Consider the following 18,034-nt stretch of genomic DNA (forward strand, 5'->3'; position numbering starts at 1 on the left):
CCGGGGCCCGGCTGACAAGCCAACCGCCCTTTTCAAGTCAAATTTCAATATTGAATTATGTCAGCATACAAAATTCAAATGGGGAGTAATTATCTACAATTGCACCCTCAAATTCAAAAAAGATTTGATCTCTCCACTGACAATCATACTGCATTCATTGGCCGGGGGGTGATGGAGAAAATTTGGAATGGAAATAAGTTGGCTGTTTTTATACTCAAACTTCTATCGAAAAGTAATATTCTGTTTCCCCGCGTTGGTGAAAATATCCCCTACGAAATTCATAACTATCCTTACATAGACTCAATTGGCCGCGAGGTGCATTCTATGAATCGTGTGTTTTACTTTTCAAACGAGGAGCAACGTTTCGATGGCACAGCTTTGTACAGCACCCAAAAGAAACGAATTGTTGAGTATTTAGGACTTGACCATCGAATGGTTTTTGAAATGGGCTTAGGCGTGGAAGAAAATGGGGCCATTCGGTTCACGTCAGGCCGTCAGTTTATCTTTATCTTAGGACTTCAAATTCCTGTACCTTGGTTTGCCCGAGGAGATATAGAACTCTTGGAATGGTACGACGATGAAAAGCAACGATTTGGCTTGGATTTGCACGTAAAAAGCAAGTTGTTTGGGCCATTATTTGGCTTTAATGGGTGGTTTGACGCAGAGTATGTGGACTTTACATCTGGCATTCTACCCGAAAAATTTCGCCCTATTCGCTTAGAAAGTAACGAGTAAGGCAGTTCCACGGCGACAGCTTACTCGCCCCCGAAGGCAGATTTTCAGCCTAAGATACAGGGGGTGTTAAGGTGCAGGTACGTGTGTTCCGTAAAATAGCATCCTCACCTATCACCCCCCTGGGTCGGAGTCAACGCAGCCTGAAATAAGCTAGTGTTCCAGTACAGGTAACGTACGGCTGTATAAACCAGCGTTTCTACTACTTTTTTTCCCGCCAGCATGCCCCCTGCAACACCAGCCACATCGGCTCCCCAACCAGACCTTAGCCTGACCCAACAGCCTCAGCGCGTGACCTTTATGGATGCCTTGCGTGTACTGGCCTGTTTCATGGTTATTATGGTGCATTCCGGTGAATACTTTTATATCGGTCCGGGCGACGTGATTATCCGCGATCATACCTACGGTGCCGATGTGTACGGTAGTGCCTTACGAGCCTGCGTGCCCCTGTTCGTACTGGCCTCCGGCTATTTGCTGCTGCCGATTCGGGAGTCTACCGGTACGTTCTTTCGCCGACGGTTCACCCGGATACTGGCCCCGTTCGTAGTCTGGTCGGTTATCTATGTCCTTTATTTCCACAAGTACACGGACGCGCTGAGCCTGGGGCAGCAGGTCCTGTTGCTGGGGGTAAACTGGACATCGGGGCACCTCTGGTTTGTGTATATGCTACTGGGTCTGTACGCCTTTGCCCCCGTTATCTCACCCTGGTTACGTGATGCATCAGCCCGGGAAGAGCGTTGGTTTCTGCTAGCCTGGTGCGTAACGCTGCTGTTGCCTTATGTCCGGCTTTACGTTCCACAGGTATGGGGCGAAGCGTTCTGGAATCCCATTGGTGGGGCCTATTATTTCTCCGGCTACCTGGGCTACTTTGTGCTGGGTCATTACCTGCGGGTGCATCTACAGCTGTCGCCCACGCGATGTCGCGCTCTGGGCCTTGGGCTACTACTGCTCGGCTATGGCCTGACGTACTGGGGTTTTGCCAGTCGCCTGCCCTGGGCCCGCTCGGTTTCTGAGCTGGAGTTGACCTGGGCGTATCTGACCGGCAACGTGGCGATGATGACCGTGGGCTGGTATCTACTACTGCGTGATCTGCCCGCGCCGGGAGCCCGCGCCCAGCAGTGGCTGGCGAAAGGCTCCCAACTAAGCTTTGGCGTATACCTGGCCCATATTCTGGTACTGGAGCAAGTACACCACTGGCTCGTAGACTATATGCCCCCCGGCCTGTTGGTCATTCCTGTACAGGCAACTCTTACGTTCGCCCTGACATACGTTTTAGTAGCCGCACTTTCCTACCTGCCAAACAGCCGTTACCTTATCGGCTAGACGACAGCACCAGTATTCATGCAGCTTTGCCCTGGGTAGCGATCCCCCCCGTGACTAATCTATGTAACGGGCGTAAGACCAACCAGAAACCGGCTTGACAGTCTTTTCCAATCGTCTGATTACTACGGCTTGGCGTGGCGCAGCTCCAGCCCGACTGCCATACGCGGCTTGAAACCGGGCCATCCCTCCGCCGGGTCACCCGTCGGCACCGTCAGGTACTTGGCGTAATCCAGCCCCTTCAACTGCATGCCCAGAAATGCGGTTACGAAGTGCTGATTGATATTATTGATCCGGTGCTCGTTCCAGGCCGGTTCGGCATAATGCATATACTCATCGGCGGCTACGCCAGGCTGCATCGAGGCTGCTGGCGGTGGATTGGGCGCTACGTTATGGCGGGCGTTGAGGTAAGTAAGCATATACCGGTCGGCATTGACGGCTCCCTCATAGATCGCCTTGACGCCTTTCTCGTAGCCCGATACATCGTCTTTACTACCAGCTATGAACAATGTCGGCAATTTCAGTCCCGCCAGTCCGGTGGCATCCCAGACACCACGCTCCATACCCCAGGGCGCAAAGGCAACGACGGCTTTGATGCGCGGGTCCGGCGAGGCCGGGTACGCGGGTGAGCCCTGCGTACGGGATTCGAGCGCCGTGCTGCCCCCACTCATCTGCCCAAACAGTTTCAGTGCCTGCGGACTGTAGCCAGCACCGGCCGCATTCAGTACACCGTAGCCCCCCATCGAATAGCCGACCAGGGCCGTGTTGTCGGCGTTGAGCAGACCCGACAGGAAACTTTTGCTGCCTTTACCCGACAGGCGAGCCATTTCGTTCAGCACAAACCCATCATCCAGCGCGCGGTTCAACAGTGTGCTCGGGAAAGCGGCCAGGTCGCTGTACGTCGATTCGGTATGGTCGATGGCTACCACGACATAGCCTTTAGACGCCAGGTTTTCGGTCAGGTAGGTTAGCAGCAGGCGCGAGCCGGGGTAGCCGTGCGACACGATCACCAACGGATAGGCCCCGCCACTGGGGTCGGGCTGCGCGTCACGTGAGGCACGTCCCTGGAAGGTGAACGGAATCAGCGGTCGCTTGGGATCGTTGGACCGGCCCAGGGTAGACTGATAGGTGACGGTGGCCGGTTTGTTGGCCGGCACCCGCGCCGGATACCAGACTTCCAGCGTCAACGGGCGGTCGTACTTCGGATGCTGGCCTGCGCTACCGTGAAGTACGTCAACCTGAGCCGGGTGAACCACCTTCAGCGTCTGCACGCCCACTCCGTAACTACCTCGTGCGGCTAGTTCGGGCGCATTGGGCAACAAATCGCCATTGATAAAACCAGCGTCGACGGGCTGGGCGCTTACCAGGGTACCCGTCAGCAGCAGGAAAGCCAGGACAAACTGAAAGGAGCGTTTTTTCATGGATTTACGAATGAGTGAGTCTGTTAATCCGCCAGACTCGATGGGTTACGGAATTGACAGCGCGAAATAATGCGTTTCTACTCGTTCGCCCTAGCGCCTGCTGTTAATCATTCGTGACGTTACGGAGCCGCCGATCCGGTAGCGGTCAGTAACAGTGCCTTCACGTCGGCAACCTGTCCGTTCGGAACCGCTTTGGCCCGCAGCAGAATCCGGTGATTCCCGGCCGACAAATCGAGCTTACCCAGCGGTAGCCAGGCCCAGCTTTTTTCGTACACTTCCTTGCGGGGGATTCGGTCGGGGCTGGGTTTCAGGGGTGGATCGAAACCACCCGGCACGGTTTGCTGGCGTGTCTCGCTACCCGCCGTGACGGTCACGACTGCCCCACGCGCTGCGGCCGGAGCGGTGTATTGCAGACTGAGCTGGTAGGTACCCGGTCGCGCCACCGCAATATCCCACCAGATCGAGTCGGCCGGCGACTGCCAGTTGATGAGCCAGTCATTCGCCCAGCCGTTGCCCTGTTTGTACCGTATGCCGCCCGAAAAGCGGGCTTCGGGTGCCTGCAACAACACCCGCCGAGCCGAAACCGGTGCCGGACGGGCGAACTGAATCGACTGAGTGACGTCGGTAAACCAGTGGTCGTACGCCGTTTGCAACCGGTGTACCTGCTCGGGCTGGTTAGCCGCCAGATCCGTCGTCTGGGTTGAATCCCGAAACATATCATACAGCATCGTTTGCCCCCGCTGCCGCACCAGCCGATACTGCGCCGTACGGACACTGCCCGGCTCGGCCGGAAGCCGGTTGTCGTTCATGCTCGTCACGTGTGTAAACAGCAGTCGGTCGGCCAGCGTGTCGCTCCGACCCAGCAACAGATTTGTCAGGCTGCGCCCGTCGAGCGGGTGAGCCGGCATAAAGCGTAATCCGCATAAATCGACCAGCGTCGGCAACAGGTCGATGTGGGCGGCATTGGGCCGAATCCGAGTTTGGGGACGTATCTGACCCGGCCAGCGTACGAACAACGGCACGCGAACGCCCCCCTCATCGACCGATCCTTTGATGCCCTTCATGCCGCCATTGAACCGATGGCCGTTGGGTCCGTTATCCGTCGCAAACACGACAATCGTGTTCCGGGCCAGGTTGAGCCGGTCCAGCGCCCGGAGTAGTCGCCCTACATTGTCGTCCACGTTTTCGACCATGCCGTAGATACTGGCCCGTTCATCGTCGAGCCCTTTGGCCTTGTACTTGTCGAAGTAGCGGTCGGGTACCTGATGCGGACTGTGGGGCGCATTGAACGGTACATAGCAGAAGAACGGCCGGGCCTTGTGCCTGCCCATAAACGCCAGGGCGGCATCAGTCAGTACGTCGGTGATAAATCCTTTCGTCGGCACCATCCGGTCGTTGTGTTGCAGCTCGGTGTCGAAGTAGTTATTCCAGTGACCCGCGCAGAAGCCCAGAAACTCGTCGAAGCCCTGACTGTTCGGGTCTTCGGGCGCGTGTTCGCCATTGTGCCATTTCCCGAAACAACCGGTCGCGTAGCCATTCTGCCGAAACACTTCGGCCAGCGTAAGCTCATCGCCCCGCATGCGCTCCCAGCCCTGCGACACCGACACCGTACCCGTACGCAGGTGATAGCGGCCCGTCAGCAGGCTGGCACGGGTGGGCGCACACAGCGGGCTGACGAAAAAGCGGTCGAACCGGGCTCCACTGCGGGCCAGCCGGTCGAGATTGGGCGTCTGAACGACGGGGTTGTCGTGCAGACTCAGGTCGCCCCAGCCCTGATCGTCGGTCAGGATAAACAGGACGTTGGGCCTGATAGCGGCTGTATCAGCTGCGGGTCGATGGGCAACCCAGGCCCCCATGACCAGCATTCCCAGGGCAATCCAGACAGATGGTTTCATAACATCAGTACTTCGTTCGTTCGGCCCGGCTCCCGGTACGTTGGCTTGTTCGACTGTGGTATGTGGCACACGCTTGCAACAACGCTTGTTATCCCACAGGCTAACAGAAAAGTAGTGACCTGAGATTTATACTTCCCCGTGAACCAGTCAGAAAGCTTACCATCAGCAGCCTACCAACCAATAGCTTGCTGGACGAATCGGTAGTCGCTCCGGTTTGGCTACAACAAACCGCAATCGGGCTACTTTATGCGCAGCCAGTCGGGCGACCTTTGTGTTGTTCATACGACGGACAGCAGACCTTGTAACCGACCACTCAGCCGAGTCATGAAAAAAGCCGAACCAGCCATCCGCACCGTACAGTCGATCAGCGAGCTACACCGGCTGCTGCACCTACCCAAACCCGTTCATCCGCTGGTCAGCCTGATTCACCTGAACCAGCTGGACGCGTCGGTACAGTCGGCCAGTGGGCAGGTGATATACCCCTTCTACCAGGTGTGCATGAAGAAAAACTACGCGGGTGGCCTGCGCTACGGCCAGAACCGCTACGACTTCGACGAGGGGATACTGTCGTTTATCGCGCCCGGTCAGCTGCTGTCGGCGGAAACGGCCGCTACGGAGGGGTGGGTACTGATGATTCACCCCGACTTTCTACAGGGCTATCCGTTGGCCAGAACCATTCGGCAATATGGTTTTTTCGGCTATGAACTGACCGAAGCGTTATTTGTCTCCGACCGGGAAGAGCAGGTAATCGACGGATTACTGGCGAACATCGAAGCCGAGTACCAGGCCAATCTCGACCGACACAGTCAGGATATCATCGTCACGCAGATCGAGTTACTGCTGCACTATGCCGACCGCTTTTACAGCCGCCAGTTTCTCACGCGCAAGCCCGTCAATAACGACCTGCTCACCCGACTGGAAACGCTGCTTACGGGCTATTTCACCAGTGAACAGGGTCTGACGATGGGCCTGCCAACGGTCGACTACGTAGCCGGTCAGCTCAACGTATCGCCCCACTACCTGAGCGACATGCTCCGTAGCCTGACGGGGCAGAGCGCGCAGCAGCATATCCAGCAAACGGTGATCGAGAAAGCAAAGACGATGCTGAGCACAACCACCCTGTCGGTCGGCGAAATCGCGTATCAACTGGGCTTTACCTACCCACAATCGTTCAACAAGCTCTTCAAAAGCAAAACCAACCTGTCACCCCTGCAATTCAGACAATCGTTTAATTAACCATGACAACCAACACGCTAAAAACCACCCTGACGCTGGGTGGCGATCTGGAAGTAAACCGCGTCGGCTTTGGTGCCATGCGCATCACGGGACCATCCATCTGGGGGATGCCCGACAACCCGCAAAACTCGATCGACCTGCTCCGCCGGGCCGTTGAGCTGGGTGTTACCTTCATCGACACCGCCGACATGTACGGGCCGTTCACATCAGAACAGTTGATTGCGGACGCCCTCCACCCCTACGCCGATAAACTGGTGGTCGGTACCAAAGGCGGACTGGTCCGCTTCGGTCCGTGGGCCGAGTTCAATAACGACGCTACACCACAGCACCTGCACGACGCGCTGAACGGTAGCCTGCAACGCCTGAAACTCGACCACATCGACCTCTACCAGTTGCACCGCATCGACCCGAACGTGCCCGCCGAACGATCGTTCGGTTTTCTGAAACAGGCGCAGCAGGACGGCAAAGTCCGGCACCTTGGCCTGTCGGAAGTCTCGGTCGATGAAATTCAGAAAGCGCAGGAATTTTTCACCGTCGCATCGGTACAGAACCGGTACAGCGTGTACAACCGCGAGTGGGAACCGGTGCTCGACTACTGCCAGCAGCAGGGCATCGTCTTTATCCCGTGGTTCCCGATCGGGGGCGGTATGGACGCGAAAAACGATGCGATCATGCAGCGCGTTGCCGACGCGCACGGAGTCACTACGCATCAGATTGCCCTGAGCTGGCTGCTGCACCGCGCCGACAACATTCTGCTTATTCCGGGTACGTCGAGCATCGAGCACCTCGAAGAAAACATGCAGGTTGGCCGCATCGCGCTCAGCGACGACGACATGGTTATGCTCAACAGCATCGCCGGCTAGTTCGGACAGCCGGTCCCATCAGGTCACGCATGATGCAATTTTCGTTTCTTGCCTGACTTGCTGCTTTTCCCCTGCCCTTTTTTCTTTTTGTTCGGTTTACTGTCGGCTTGCCGGCTATCCAGCCAGACAATCAGTACAGCCAATACCGATACCATGATGGTAATCAGTAGTACGTTGTAAATGCCCATTTCTGTCTGTATTCATGCTGCTGACCAGCACCAATTCTTGTCAGCAACGCGTGGTTGGCGTAAGCGAACGATGCGCCATTAACTGACTTAGCGCTAACGGCTTACTCAAAACGTAATTCGGTCCTGTTTTCGTCATTCCATCTAACTGGCCGGTGCTGAAAATGTACAGGTACGCGGTTGTTTGCCCTACGAAACGGTTGTTGACCCCTAAATCTCCTGGAGGGCAGGGCTGTTACGTTATTGGTCTGAATCTGATTTTGTCTGGCCTGCTTACCCCCCAGCCCCCTGAAGGGGGAGCATTCCGCAACTAAATCGCTCCCCCTTCAGGGGGCTGGGGGGTAAACAGGCTAGAATCTAACACCCCTATCCTTCAGGGAATTTATAGGTAAAACGGGCTACTCCATAGTACACTAAGCTACTAAACAACCTTTATTATAACAACCAACCCCCTGTAATCATTCCCGCGAACGGTACGGTATACACGCGGCTGACCGCCAGTAGCTATAGCCGACGATTACATCAGCTTTTGAAGCACCGTCCAGTAGCTGACGGGCAGCAGGCGTTCGAGCCACGCGATGAACCGGGCATCGTTGCCGACCAGTATGCGGGCTTTGTTGCTCTCGATGCCTTTGACGATGATGTCGGCCGCCCGCTCCGGTGCCATGCGGAGCATCTTTTCGTGAGCCGCCAGCTTCTGCCGTACCTCAGCTTCGGTCGCGCCTTTCGGCATGCGGGCATGCCGGGCAATGTTGGTCGCGATACCACCCGGATGCACAACCGTCACCCCCACCGTCGATCCGGCCAGTTCGTGTCGCAGGGCATTGGCGAAGCCGCGCACGGCGAATTTGCTGGCGGAATAGGCCGTCTGTTCCGGTGGCGCAATCAGTCCGTACAGGCTCGACAGGTAAACCAGCCGGGCGTCGTCGCGCTGATGCAGGTGGGGCAGAAACTGACGCGTCAGCTGTACTACGGCCCCGAAGTTTACGTCGATGATCCGATCAAAGTCCGTTTCGCTTAGCTGTTCGAAGGTACCCCCCGACGCAATGCCGGCATTGTTGATGAGCAGATCGACCCGACCGTACGCCGTCAGCACGGCAGCGGGTAAGGCACGCACGGCAGCAGCGTCGGCGACGTCGAGCGGCTGACCGGCGACCCGAACACCGTAGCGCCTTACCTGCTCCATCGTGTGGTTGAGCCCGCGTGGGTTGATGTCGACCAGAAACAGATGGCAGTTCCGCTGCGCCAGCGCATGCGCCAGGGCCCGGCCGATACCGCTACCCGCCCCGGTGACGACAGCGACCCGATTCGCTACGTTCATGGTAATACGCCTTTAGCGCCGAAACGCAGTACCCCATCGACCAGTCGGCTGTACCGGATGATCATACTGTCTCGTAGATAGTTTTGATGCACCCGCCACGGTCGGCGCGACCCTTGTTTGGGTAGGCTGCCCCCCGCCCGCTGCACGTAGCCGGACGTAAAGTCCAGAAAAGGCTGGGGCGTTACATCTTTCTCCCGACGCGGTACGGCAATCGTATAATCGTGTTTGTCCATGTAGCGCAGCAACCGGCAAACGTACCGGGCCGTCAGGTCGGTTTTCAACGTCCACGATGCGTTGGTGTAGCCAAAAGCCATCGCCAGGTTAGGTACGTCGCCGAACATCATGCCCTTGTACGCCATCAGTTCGTCGGTCTGGTACGTCTTGCCATCGACGGTCAACTGCATCCCACCGAATAGTTGAACCGTCAGTCCCGTCGCCAGTACGATGACATCGGCGGGAAGCGTCTGTCCGGATTTGAGCAGCAGCCCGTCGGTAGTAAACCGCTCGATTTCGTCGGTAACGACCGATACCTGCCCCGCCCTGATGACGTCGAACAGATCGCCATCGGGTACCACGCAGATACGCTGGTCCCAGGGATTATAACGCGGGGTGAAGTGTTTTTGCACGTCGTAGTCGGGGCCAAGCTGTTTAGTCACGTCCTTGAGCAGCTGCCGTTTCGCCAGCTCGGGACGACTCCGGGTCAGCCAGTACATCACCACCCGCAGCAGCGTGTTTTTCCAGCGCGTCAGGCGGTAGGCCGCTCCCTTAGGTAGCCAGCGCCGGAGTGTCTGCGACACCTTGTCCTGGCTGGGTAGGGCCACCACGTAGGTTGGCGACCGTTGCAGCATTGTGACGTGTTCCGCCGATTTAGCCATCGCCGGCACAAGCGTCATGGCCGTAGCACCACTCCCCACCACGACGATTCGTTTACCGCTGTAGTCCAGACCGCTGGGCCATAGTTGCGGCAGCACGACGGTTCCGGCAAAGTCAGCTTCACCGGCGAAGGTCGGCCGGTGGGGCTGCGTGTAGCTGTAGTAACCGCTGCACATGTACAGAAACCGGACGTATACCTGTTGGCGTATACCGATAGCCGTCTGCTCAACCACAACAGTCCAGCAGGCATCGGCGCTCGACCAGGAAGCCGCGACGACTTTATGCCCGAACTGAATATGCCTGACAACATCGTTCTCGCGGGCGGTTTCCTCGATGTAGCTGCGAATTGTTTCCCCGTCGGCAATGGCTTTGTCGGCCAGCCACGGTTTGAAGGCGTAGCCCAGCGTGTACATATCCGAATCGGATCGGACACCGGGGTAACGAAACTGATCCCAGGTGCCGCCCAGGGCATTACGGGCTTCCAGGATGATATATTGTTTACCGGGACATTCCTTTCGCAGCCAGCAGGCCGCGCCGATACCCGCCAGGCCCGCCCCGACGATCAATACATCGAGCGGTTTGTCCGTCGTAAACTGAGAAAGGACCATGCGTACGTGAGCGTAAATACGACAAACTACGTCATTTTGGCCAATTTGTCCAATTGCGTTACCCTGTTCTTCTGACTACCGGTAGGCTTACTTAAACGACTGCCGAAACGCAACGGGCGACTGGCTGGTCTTGCTCTTAAACAGCTTACTGAACGACTGTGGGTGTCCGAAACCCAGCGCATACGCAATCTCGTTGACCGACAAATCCGTTGTCGACAGCTTCTCTTTCGCTTTGTCGATCAGCTTGTCGTGAATGTGTTGCTGCGTGCTTTGCCCGGTCAGCACCTTCAGCAGACTGCTCAGGTAATTGGGCGACACGTTGAGTTGATCGGCCACGTACTGCACCGTGGGCAGGCCTTTCTCGATGAGATCGTCGCCCGCAAAATAAGTTGCCAGCACGGTCTCCAAGCGGTTCAGGATCGTATGATTGCTGATCTTGCGGGTGACGAACTGGCGCTGGTAAAACCGCTCGGCATAGGTCAGTACCACTTCAAGCTGAGCAATGATAATGCTGTCGCTAAACTGATCGATGCGAGCCTGATACTCCTGCTGAATCGTCTGGATAAGGCCAACGATAGTCTGCTCCTCTTTCTCCGACAGGAACAAGGCTTCGTGAACGGCATAGTCGAAATAAGCGTATTGCCGAATGGTTTTCGCCAGCGGTGTATCCCACAGAAAATCAGGATGTACCAGCACAATCCAGCCCGACGGACGGGTGGCATCGGCGGGTTGTTCGGGGACCGGCTCAATGCTGAACACCTGCCCCGGCGCGATAAAAAACAGGATACCCTCGTCGAAATCGTACGGATGCTGCCCGTATTTCAGTTTGCTGTGCGGGTTCCGTTTCAATGCAATGGAATAAAAGTCGAGCACCAGGCTAACCGCTTCGCAACTGTACGCGGCATCGACCTGATCGAGGTTAATAACGCTGATCGACGGATGCTCCGGCCGGGGCAACCCTCTGACCTGATGGTATTCGCTGATCGTGCTGATCCGACGTGGCTGCATACTGATTGGCTTTTTACGTTTGTCGGTTTCCATGACGGCCATAAGAAAGCCGTTTTAGGATTTTTACTACACTTACCAACGAACCCATCTCTTTGTCATCCCGACGCAGGAGGGATCTTCGCTCAAAGGCATTTTTCTTTGCTGTTTCCGAAGATTCCTCCTGCGTCGGGATGACAAAAAATCTTACGTAATAACAAGGTAATCAATCCTTAGGACCGGTTGTATGCCGTAGCAAAGTCAGCCGCAAAATCGCCCATTTTCACCAGACCCAGCGCGGGTTTGTTGCGGTTGTAATCTGTCTGCAACCGACCGCTGTGCAGGGCTCCATATAGTTCAACCAGGCCCTCGGCCAGTTGGGCGGGCATGCCGGCGGCTATCAGGCCAGCCAGTGCTTCTTCATCACTGATGAGTACCCAGTGCAGGTCAGGTTTGCCAATCGCAGCACCCAGTTGAGCAGCCACCTCGTGCCCCGTCGGCTCGTCGCTGCTGACGTAGCGGACTTTCCGGTGCTCGGCAGATAACCCAATTTCGTTGGCAATGGCAGCGGCAATATCGACTGGTGCCACCATCGGAATAACGTCATCAGCGCCGTAGTTAGCCGCTATGCGCCCCGTGTGTTTGATCTGTTCGATGAAGCCAAACAGATTGTAGTAGAACGACGTCGGGCGGATGTGGGTGATGGCGACCCCGGTCAGTTCATTCAGGATGGCTTCGGCCTGATGCGAACCCAGGATAAAGCCGGTACCGTGATCAAGGTCGGCCCCGAAGCTACTCAGGTGAATCGCCCGCCTGACGCCCGCCTGCCGAATGGCCTGCGCATAGGCCGTGGCCGTGTCTCGGTAGAAGGCCATCGGTTCGATCGTCGGATTCGTGTAGTACGCTGGCGGTATCATGCAATACACCATGTCGGCCCCGGCGAAGGTACTGGCCAGAAAATCCGCATCGGCCACCGAGCCAATGGCAGCTGTTGCCCCCAGGGCTTCGATAGCCCCCTGACGGTCGGCGTTCCTACTGATTACCGTGACGGTATGTCCTTGCTGCGTGAGGTGCTGCGTAAGGGGTTGGCTGATATGGCCCAGCGAGCCGGTGACAATGATCTTCATGACGTTGCTTGTTTCACGTTCACAAAGGTCTGTCGTTATAGCTGGCCCGACGTAACCGAATCTACGGTCGTTCTAACCAAATCAACGGGTAGTAATCCGCACGTTAATTCAGCTAGTTGTTAGCCGTTGAATAGCCGTGCGACACCAAAGGCAGCTGCTGCGGCTGCGGCCCCGATCAGCGCGACTTTAATCGCTCCACTGACTGGCGGCTGGCCGGTAACTTTGGCTTTGAAGTATCCGAAGACAAACAGGCAGACAAGCGTCACTGCGCAGGAATACAGCAGTGCCTGATGCGGTTGAGCCACGAAAAAATAGGGGGCCAACGGCACCAGCCCACCGGCTACGTACGAAGCGCCAATCGTGATGGCGCTCTGGGTTGCCCGGTTCGGATCAGGCTCGTCGAGACCCAGTTCATGCTTCATCATAAAGTCGATCCACTTGTCTTTGTCGTTGGCCAGTTCGTCGGCAACAGTCTGTTGCAACGCCGGACTGAGCCCCATCTCGGCAAACACAGCGCGCACTTCTTCTTTTTCCCGCTCGGGTACCGACTCGACTTCGGCCGCTTCCCGCCGACGTTCGGATTCGTAATGATCGACTTCGGTTCGACCGGCCAGATAACCACCCAGTCCCATGGCAATCGAACCGGCGACGATTTCGGCGATTCCGGCCGTGACAACCAGCGAGGAATTGGCAACGGCCCCACTCAACCCGGCCGCCAGCGCGAACGGCACGGTCAGGCCGTCGGACATACCGATAACAACGTCGGCAATCATGGCCGAACTGCGTAGATGCTGTTCCTGATGCGCGGAAGTCCGGCCTGTCATAGTAGCCTCTGTAAAGCGTGAATCAATACGGCGAGCGACAGGCCCGCCTACAGTCGTAAATATAAGTAAATCGGCTGCCCGACACCAGTGAAGGCACCGGACAGCCGATTTGACTAAACAGCTACTGTGATTACTCGTCTTTGACGTCGTAGCGGTCGAGCATCATCACCTTGTTCCAGGCGGCTACGAAATCGTGTACGAAGCGTTCCTGCGCATCGTCGGCCGCGTAGACTTCGGCGATGTTGCGCAACTGAGCGTTCGAGCCGAAGATCAGATCGCAGCGGGTGGCCGTGTATTTGGTGGCACCACCCTTCCGCTCCCGCACGTCGAACAGCATCTCCTGCTGATCCTGCGGTACCCATTCGTAATCCATGCTGGTCAGCACCTGGAAGAAATCATTGGTAAGCTGACCGGGACGATCCGTAAACACGCCGTGCTTTGCATAATCGTAATTCTGTTCCAGCACGCGCAGCCCACCGACGAGCACCGTCCATTCGGGGGCCGTCAGCGTCAGCAGTTGAGCCCGGTCGAGGAAGATGCGCTCGGGCGGCACCCGGTAACCGACCTTGTCGTTGTGGTAGTTCTTGAACCCGTCCGATACCGGCTTGAGCCAGTTGAAACTTTCGACATCGGTCAGTTCCAGCGTCGTATCGACCCGGCCCGGCGTGAACGGAACGGTGACCGACACGCCCGCATCACGAGCCGCTTTTTCGACCGCCACGCAGCCACCCAGTACGATCAGATCGGCCAGCGACACCTGCTTGTTACCCGACTGCTGGCTGTTGAACTCGCCCTTGATACCCCGCAGCGTTTGAATCACGTGGTTCAACTCGTCCGGCCGGTTCATTTCCCAGTTGTTCTGCGGTTCCAGCGCGATACGGGCTCCGTTGGCACCACCCCGCTTGTCGGAATGGCGGTAAACCGAAGCGGCCGACCAGGCTGCCGATACCAGCGCCGACACGGTCAGGCCACTGTCGAGCAGGCGTTGTTTGAGCGTAGCTACATCACCTTCATCGATCAGGTCGTAATCGCGGTCGGGGCGCGGGTCCTGCCAGATCATGTCGTCGGCGGGCACTTCAGGACCCAGGTACCGTTCTTTCGGCCCCATGTCGCGGTGCGTCAACTTGTACCAGGCGCGTGAGAAAGCATCCGTGAAGTAGTCGAAGTCGGTCAGGAACTTCTCGCAGATCTTCCGGTATTCGGGGTCTACTTTAAGCGCGATGTCGGACGTCATCATCATCAGGTCGTTTAGCTGACCGGGGATGTGGGCATCCGGCGTCTTCGGCGCATTTGGGTCAACGGGTGTCCACTGCGTCGCTCCGGCCGGGCTCTCGACTTTCTTCCACTCGTGGCCAAGCAGGTTTTCGAGATACGAATTATCCCACCGGGTAGGGTTCTGTGTCCACGATCCCTCGATACCGTTGGTCATGGTATTGGCCCCGTTACCCGATCCGACCGGGTTGTGCCAGCCGAAGCCCTGCGCATGGATGGGCGCGGCTTCCGGTGCGGCCCCGATCTTATCCGGTTTTACCATGCCGTGGCTTTTACCGAAGGCGTGACCACCGGCGATCAACGCCACGGTTTCTTCATCGCCCATGGCCATCCGGGCAAACGATTCGCGGATTTCACGGGCCGAATCGTGCGGGTCACCGTTGTTGGCCGGTCCTTCCGGGTTCACGTAGATCAGCGCCTGATGGCTGGCCCCCAGCGGGTTTTCCAGATCGAAATAAGCTTCCTTCGGATTGCCGTGCCAGCGGAGATTATTGTTCACCATCTCGTCCGGATGGCCCTTGTGATGCGTCGAGGCCGGTACCTGGTCGACGGGTTTACCGCCCCAGAATTCGGGGCCCCAGTAGGTACTGCGGTCGGGCTCCCACGCGTCCCGGCGACCACCGCCGAAACCAAAGGTCGGGAAGTCCATGATCTCCAGCGCGCAGTTGCCCGCCAGCACGATCAGATCCGCCCACGACAGTGCCGAACCGTACTTTTTCTTGATGGGCCACAGCAACCGGCGCGACTTGTCGGTGTTACCGTTGTCCCACCACGAGTTGATGGGGGCAAACCGCTGCATGGCCTGCCCGGCCCCACCCCGCCCGTCGGCAATCCGGTACGTACCCGCCGAGTGCCACGCCATCCGAATCATCTGTGGTCCGTAATTGGCGTAGTCGGCCGGCCACCAGTCTTTCGAATCGACCAGCAGTTCTTTGATATCCTGCTTGAGCTGTGGGAAGTCGATCTTGTTGAACAATTCTTTGTAGTTCTCATCGCTCAGCGGATTAGCAGCAGGCTGTTCCTGGTGCAGCAATTCAACCTGCAACCGGTTGGGCCACCAATCGTCGTTCTGCGGGGCCGTACCGATGGCACCACCGATACGGGTTCCTCTAAAGGGACATTCGCCAAACCCTTCCGGGATGTTAAACCCTTCCGGGATGTTCATGGATTTCATAATTGATTGTCGAAATTAAGTGTGATGCCTTTTAACAGGCTAAAACTGGCCTGGTCCGTAACCGGCGGTTGCCGATCGGTCCAGGTAGACCCAGTCCGATCGGCAACCGCCCGAAGAAACGGCAGTGGCTACTGCATATGTACCCGGAATTGCCAAACTTGTTTGTCCAATTCGTAACTCAGGTCCTGAAACTTATTAGATGTAACCTCATCACCGTTCTTCCCGGTGCTGTCGATCCGCGTCCGTATCCGTTTGGCGATGGTGTAGATACGCTCGGTCATCAGGTCCAGCACCTGCCGGTCCGACAACGGACCTCCCGGAAACTGGGGCAGATTTGCCGACTGCACCACCGTCGACGTCCGCCCATCGGCCGACATACCAATCTGCAACTGCCGTTCAGCCAGCAGGTCGGCATACTTCAGGTACAGGTCCGCGTATTCCTGCAGATTTTCGTGCAACGGGAAATAGAGCGGTCCGCGCAGGTTCCAGTGCGATTGTTTGGCATCGTGGTAGAGTTCGAGCAGTTCGACCACGCTGGCTTGCAGGTCAGCGTTGATAGCCGCCCGCTTGTCGGCTTCCAGCGGAATCCAGGCGTCGGCCCGCTCATTGCGGTAGTTCCCGAGCTGCGAGTTGGTTGGCTGGGTCGATTCGGTGGTTGTAGCTGGCCGGTTCTGGCTAGCGTCACCAGCCCGGCGCGTTTGTGCCATGGCAGGCTGCATCAGGAATGGCAGCACACAAAGGCTACCGGCGATGCATAGTTTCAGCGTGTTACGCGTATTCATGTTTGTTTGCGACTTCATTGTACTTACTTGTTAAACAATAGGTTATACTTAAAAAACTGGGTATTCATCGGATTTTCACTACGGAGCAGGCTGCGCAACAGCCTGTTCGCTATCCAACTCCCGGTGCATGATTAGCCCACCCAACCGGCCGACGTTCGCCATCAGACCAAACGTGACCAGTGCACTAACGAGAACGACGGCGGGCAGCAGTCGCCAATCCCGGGCACGCTGCCATACCAACGCCAGCAGCGACAGGCCACCCGTCAGGTACATGCCGATGTTTGCCAGATCGGCGGCTTCCTCATGGGCGTGCAGCCGGGCCCGGTCGAGCGCCTTGATCGACGCCAGATAGTGTTCGGCGGCTTCGCCCGTCTGATCGGTAATCGCCGTGGCCACGCTGACCAGCACGAACAGACCAAAACTGAGCTGAACGATGGCGTTGTTTCGACGAAACAGGCCATAGCCCAGTACCAGGGTGGCCATCAGACTACCGATTATTGGCACGTGGTTTACCAGCAGGTGCCAATGAGCGCCATTGAGTTGCATACTACTGTGAGTGATGAATTAGCGGTAATCGACTACATTATGCGGCCACTGTACCCGTTGCCGGGTAGCCGACGATGGACCACCGATCGGCCCGACGTTTTTTTGCAGTTTCTTACAATGCCGTGGCCAGCGCCCGAAGATCGGCTCGTTACCATCGACGAGACTTGCGTGGAGTTCCGCAGTAGGCGGCCGAACGGCCAGCTAATACTGTGGCGGGTTAATCAGCGCGAAGACGGCGAGGAATGCGTACAGATCCGCCTTCCAGAAGAAAGTAGCCTTCATCTGATAGCCAAGCTGGTGAATGCCAGGCACGGCCAATAGCAGCCCCGTTGGCAGGTAGCTGGTAACGGAATGACTATGAGCGGGCAAGTTGCGATGACTGTGGTTAGGCCGTTTCTGATGGGCCGAATCAGCACCATAGTGCATCGACAGGAACTTGACGAACGAGAGATGTGCGTCCAGCTTTTTGTGTTCCTGATAATGTTCCATCAAATCACCTAAGTGGGCCGACTGGTCAATACCAAAACCGGGCAGCAGACTACCGCCCAGTATCCAGCACGCCAGAAAAAATGCCACAATCGGTTTCATGCGTATCACAACGTTATGCTACTAACCGACAGTTAACCACGAAGTTTTCGGCTTGTCACCGTTTCCCCTAATTTAGAGTGAATCTAACTGTCCCAACGACAAACTAGATTACTCATTTGTGACAGACCGCGCGCCGTTTCCAGGCTTAACGGTTCCGTGTATACGCTCGGCAAACGTACTGAAGTCAGACCAACAGACACCCATAAACCCGCTCCGCAGCAACGCCCCCGCAACAGTATCGATACCGATGCGGGGGCGTTGCTGCGGGGGTCGACGAAAACAG

At 57.0% G+C, this 18,034-nt stretch carries 16 protein-coding genes; 4 read left to right on the forward strand and 12 right to left on the reverse strand.

Annotated features, from left to right (window positions below):
* Window positions 1-57: 57 nt before the first annotated feature.
* Both CLV58_RS04845 and CLV58_RS04850 read left to right on the forward strand, forming a co-directional pair.
* Window positions 58-735, forward strand: coding sequence for a DUF4166 domain-containing protein (locus CLV58_RS04845; RefSeq protein WP_106136646.1), 678 nt, complete (start codon window positions 58-60; stop codon window positions 733-735).
* Window positions 736-954: 219 nt separating this feature from the next.
* Entirely contained in the window at window positions 955-2,055 is a 1,101-nt protein-coding gene (locus tag CLV58_RS04850; protein ID WP_106136647.1) for an acyltransferase, read from the forward strand.
* A 122-nt stretch (window positions 2,056-2,177) separates the two neighbouring features.
* Here CLV58_RS04850 and CLV58_RS04855 read toward each other — a convergent pair whose 3' ends face one another.
* Both CLV58_RS04855 and CLV58_RS04860 read right to left on the reverse strand, forming a co-directional pair.
* Entirely contained in the window at window positions 2,178-3,473 is a 1,296-nt protein-coding gene (locus tag CLV58_RS04855) for an alpha/beta hydrolase family protein (protein WP_106136648.1), read from the reverse strand.
* A gap of 119 nt (window positions 3,474-3,592) precedes the next feature.
* Window positions 3,593-5,368, reverse strand: coding sequence for an arylsulfatase (locus CLV58_RS04860; protein ID WP_245882210.1), 1,776 nt, complete (start codon window positions 5,366-5,368; stop codon window positions 3,593-3,595).
* Between the two features lie 324 nt (window positions 5,369-5,692).
* Here CLV58_RS04860 and CLV58_RS04865 point away from each other — a divergent pair, with 324 nt between their 5' ends.
* On the forward strand, window positions 5,693-6,604 hold the full coding sequence (locus tag CLV58_RS04865; protein WP_106136649.1) for a helix-turn-helix domain-containing protein: 912 nt from the start codon (window positions 5,693-5,695) through the stop codon (window positions 6,602-6,604).
* A gap of 2 nt (window positions 6,605-6,606) precedes the next feature.
* Window positions 6,607-7,467 (forward strand): aldo/keto reductase, encoded by an 861-nt coding sequence (locus CLV58_RS04870; protein WP_106136650.1) that lies wholly within the window; start codon window positions 6,607-6,609, stop codon window positions 7,465-7,467.
* 23 nt (window positions 7,468-7,490) lie between these two features.
* Here the strand turns inward: CLV58_RS04870 and CLV58_RS28275 are convergent, their stop codons facing one another.
* From CLV58_RS28275 to CLV58_RS04915, 10 genes are all read right to left on the reverse strand, one after another.
* Window positions 7,491-7,655, reverse strand: coding sequence for a hypothetical protein (locus CLV58_RS28275; RefSeq protein ID WP_170108645.1), 165 nt, complete (start codon window positions 7,653-7,655; stop codon window positions 7,491-7,493).
* A 514-nt stretch (window positions 7,656-8,169) separates the two neighbouring features.
* Entirely contained in the window at window positions 8,170-8,973 is an 804-nt protein-coding gene (locus tag CLV58_RS04875; protein ID WP_106136651.1) for an SDR family NAD(P)-dependent oxidoreductase, read from the reverse strand.
* Complete coding sequence (locus CLV58_RS04880; protein ID WP_106136652.1) at window positions 8,970-10,454, reverse strand: flavin-containing monooxygenase; 1,485 nt, start codon at window positions 10,452-10,454, stop codon at window positions 8,970-8,972. Before CLV58_RS04880 ends, CLV58_RS04875 begins: the two co-directional genes overlap by 4 nt.
* A gap of 87 nt (window positions 10,455-10,541) precedes the next feature.
* A complete protein-coding gene (locus CLV58_RS04885; RefSeq protein ID WP_425443493.1) occupies window positions 10,542-11,504 on the reverse strand; it encodes a helix-turn-helix domain-containing protein in 963 nt (320 codons plus the stop codon).
* Between the two features lie 167 nt (window positions 11,505-11,671).
* Entirely contained in the window at window positions 11,672-12,565 is an 894-nt protein-coding gene (locus tag CLV58_RS04890; RefSeq protein ID WP_106136653.1) for an NAD(P)H-binding protein, read from the reverse strand.
* A 119-nt stretch (window positions 12,566-12,684) separates the two neighbouring features.
* Window positions 12,685-13,389 carry a VIT1/CCC1 transporter family protein gene (locus tag CLV58_RS04895; protein WP_106136654.1) on the reverse strand — a complete coding sequence of 235 codons (705 nt, stop codon included), beginning with the start codon at window positions 13,387-13,389 and terminating at the stop codon, window positions 12,685-12,687.
* A gap of 130 nt (window positions 13,390-13,519) precedes the next feature.
* Window positions 13,520-15,835 carry a catalase/peroxidase HPI gene (gene katG, locus CLV58_RS04900; RefSeq protein ID WP_211300815.1) on the reverse strand — a complete coding sequence of 772 codons (2,316 nt, stop codon included), beginning with the start codon at window positions 15,833-15,835 and terminating at the stop codon, window positions 13,520-13,522.
* A 128-nt stretch (window positions 15,836-15,963) separates the two neighbouring features.
* The gene (locus tag CLV58_RS04905) at window positions 15,964-16,617 is read right to left on the reverse strand and encodes a Dps family protein (protein WP_106136739.1); all 654 of its coding nucleotides are present in this window, start codon (window positions 16,615-16,617) and stop codon (window positions 15,964-15,966) included.
* A gap of 78 nt (window positions 16,618-16,695) precedes the next feature.
* Window positions 16,696-17,163, reverse strand: coding sequence for a hypothetical protein (locus tag CLV58_RS04910; RefSeq protein WP_106136656.1), 468 nt, complete (start codon window positions 17,161-17,163; stop codon window positions 16,696-16,698).
* Between the two features lie 201 nt (window positions 17,164-17,364).
* Entirely contained in the window at window positions 17,365-17,751 is a 387-nt protein-coding gene (locus tag CLV58_RS04915; protein WP_106136657.1) for a hypothetical protein, read from the reverse strand.
* Window positions 17,752-18,034: the final 283 nt, after the last annotated feature.

The sequence above is a fragment of the Spirosoma oryzae genome (assembly GCF_003002825.1).
Lineage (GTDB): Bacteria > Bacteroidota > Bacteroidia > Cytophagales > Spirosomataceae > Spirosoma > Spirosoma oryzae.